We start from the raw sequence: 2,951 nt of genomic DNA on the forward strand, positions 1-2,951 counted from the left end.
CCCATGAAGTCGTCTTGGCGTGTGCAGCGTATGTTCCTTTACGCCACGACCGCCCATCACGCACGGCGAGCGAGGCTGCGCGCGACCGTGCTCGGCATCGTGCTTTGCCTGGGCGGAGCGGCGCACGCCCAGTCAGGGCCCGCCCCGGCCGCGAACCCATTTGCCGACAATCCGCAAGCCGCTCGCAATGGCGAAGAACTCTTCGGTCGCAGCTGTCAGTTGTGCCACAACTCGCGCGCCAAGGGCGGGAAGGCGCCGCAACTCGTCAGAGGCGCGTGGGGTCCGGGAGGCGCTAACAGTGACGCCTACATGTTTCAAGTTATCTCGAACGGCCGCCCCGGCACGGCCATGGGTGCCTTCGGGCCGAGCCTGAGCGAGGCCGACATTTGGCAGATCGTCAGCTTCTTGCGTGCCGAAAGCCTGCGTGTCAAGGCGGCCGAGCTCAAGGCGACGGATAACGATCACCTGTGGTGAGCGACGGTGAGTTGACGTTTGAAATGGGCCCCGGCTGGTGATGCGCGAGGCCCAAGCTTAACGCCGACCTCAGCCCCCGACCCGGATCACGATCTTGCCGAAGTGCCCGCCGCTTTCCAGCCTGGCGAGTGCGGCCGGCGCCTCGCCGAACGCGAACTCGCGGTCGATCTGCGGCTTGATGCCGTGCAGGGTCATGGCGCCCAGCATGTCGGCAAACATCGCGCGGCTGCCCACGAAGATGCCGTGGAGGGCGGCGGCCTTGGGAATCAGCATGACCGGGTTGGCCTGGCCGGCCAGGCCGGTCAGCACGCCCACGTAGGCGATGCGCCCGCCGATGCACACGCTCGCGAGGGATTGCTCCAAGGTGCCGGGGCCGCCCACTTCGATCACCACGTCCACGCCGCGCCCGCCGGTGACGCGCAACGCTTCCTGCGACCAGTCGGGATGGGTCTTGTAGTTGATGCCGTGGTCGGCGCCGAGGGCGCGGGCGCGCTCGAGCTTGGCGTCGCTGCTCGAGGTGATGATGACGCGCGCGCCGGCCGCCTTGGCGAACTGCAAGGCAAAGATTGAAACCCCGCCCGTGCCCTGCAGCAGCACGGTCTGGCCGGGCACGAGCGTGCCTGCTTCGAACAGGCAGTTCCAGGCGGTGAGCGCGGCGCACGGCAGCGTGGCCGCCTCGGCGTGGCTCAGGCCCGCGGGCAGCTTGATGAGGCCACTTTCGTCGCTCACGAAACGTTCGGTGAAGGCGCCTGCAGACTCCGCGCCCAAGGCACCGGTCACCGAGGCTGCGTCGGGGCGCCCGCCTTGCCAGTGCGGAAAGAACAGCGTGGCCACGCGGTCGCCGACGGCGAGCAAACGAACCTGCTTGCCCACCGCCACCACGTCGCCGGCGCCGTCGGAGCAGGGCACCAGGCCGTTGGGAATGTTGCAGAAATAGGTGTTGCGGCTCACCAGCAAGTCGCGGTAGTTGAGCGACACCGCCTTGATGGCCACGGCAACTTCGTGTTCGCCCAGCGGCGCGGGCTCGAACTCGGCGACTCGCAGCGGCGACTCGGCATGGGCGGGGTGGATTTCGTAGCGTTTCATGCGGGCTCCTCGGGGGTTGGATTTTAAAAGGCTGCACGGTGCCAGGGTGACACCGGCTGCCGCGCTCGTGGCTTGGCTTGTTGCTGCGCGTGCGGGTCGATGCTAACCAGCTTGCACCCGATCGGCATCAGGCCTTTGCACCGGCCTGGCTGCTGGCGCAAGTGCTGCGCTGCAAGCGCCGGTAGACGCGGTCAGCGAGCAGGTTGCGGCGCGGTAAGCGATCTGCCTAGGCGCTAGGGAATTACCCCGGATGCCAGCGACGGGTTGGTTTTCTAAAGTCGACGAATCACCTCTCACCCTGCGGAGTGTGGGTCGCCGTGCAACAGTGCTCCGCCATCCATGGGCCGCTGCGCTCGGCTCTGCGGACATCAGCCTGCACCGAACCCATGCCCGTCATCACCACCCCCGTCACCGTCATCACCGGCTTTTTGGGCGCGGGCAAGACCACGCTCGTCAACCGCATCCTGCGCGAGGCGCATGGTGAGAGGCTGGCGGTGATCGAGAACGAATTCGGCGCGGTCGGTGTCGACGCGCAGTTCCTGGTCACCGACAAGGACGAGACCGTCATCCAGCTTGCCAACGGCTGCCTGTGCTGCACGGTGCGCGGCGACCTGGCCCGCGCGCTCGACCAACTGGCCCGCCAGAGCGACGCGGGCGCCTTCAGCTTCGAGCGCGTGTTGATCGAGACCACCGGCATCGCCGACCCCGGGCCGATCATCCAGACCTTCCTCGCCGAGACGGCGATCCTCACGCGCTTTCACCTTGACGGCGTGGTGACGCTTGTCGACGCGGTGCATGGCATGGAGCAACTCGAGCGCGTGGAAAACCGCGCGCAGATCGCCTACGCAGACCGCCTGCTGCTCACCAAGTGCGACCTCGCCGAGCCCGCCGCGCAGGCAGCGCTCACCGAGCAGCTGGGTGAGATGAACCCGCGCGCGCAGCTAGTGCCGGTGGACCTGCAGCGCAGCGACCTGCGCGAGGTTCTGGCGCTGCTGCAGGACGCGCGCGCCTACACCTTCGACTATGTCGCGCCCGAGGAGCTGCTGCGCCTGCGCACGCGCGTGGGGCTGACGCAGCCGGCCCGCTCGCAGCGCCTGCGACCGGTGGCTGCGGGCATGCACAGCGACGACGTGGTGTCCTGCGTGTTCGAGTCCGAGGCGCCGCTCGGCCTGGAGCGGCTCAACGTCTTCTTCGACGCCTTGATGCAGCGCTTTGGCACACGGCTTTGGCGCTTCAAGGGCGTCGTGTATGCCGAGCACCAGCGCCAGCGGCTGGTGGTGCAGGGCGTGCAGAGCCTGCTGCAAATCAATGGCGGCTCGCTCTGGCGTGCGCGCGAGCCGCGCCGCACGGTGCTGGTGTTCATCGGTCAGCGGCTCGACCGCGCCTGGATC

General features: G+C 67.9%; 3 protein-coding genes. 2 read left to right on the forward strand and 1 reads right to left on the reverse strand.

Annotated elements, in window-relative coordinates:
* The coding region (locus RMO12_RS11720; RefSeq protein ID WP_309639426.1) for a c-type cytochrome at window positions 1-474 on the forward strand (474 nt) is incomplete at its 5' end.
* Window positions 475-543: 69 nt separating this feature from the next.
* Here the strand turns inward: RMO12_RS11720 and RMO12_RS11725 are convergent.
* On the reverse strand, window positions 544-1,560 hold the full coding sequence (locus tag RMO12_RS11725) for an NAD(P)-dependent alcohol dehydrogenase (RefSeq protein WP_309639427.1): 1,017 nt from the start codon (window positions 1,558-1,560) through the stop codon (window positions 544-546).
* A gap of 386 nt (window positions 1,561-1,946) precedes the next feature.
* On the opposite strand from RMO12_RS11725, the gene RMO12_RS11730 reads away from it, so the two are divergent.
* Window positions 1,947-2,951, forward strand: a 1,005-nt coding sequence (locus RMO12_RS11730; protein WP_309639428.1) for a GTP-binding protein, incomplete at its 3' end; no start/stop codon positions are given.

The organism is Methylibium sp. (assembly GCF_031393925.1).
In the GTDB taxonomy this organism is placed as follows: domain Bacteria; phylum Pseudomonadota; class Gammaproteobacteria; order Burkholderiales; family Burkholderiaceae_C; genus Methylibium.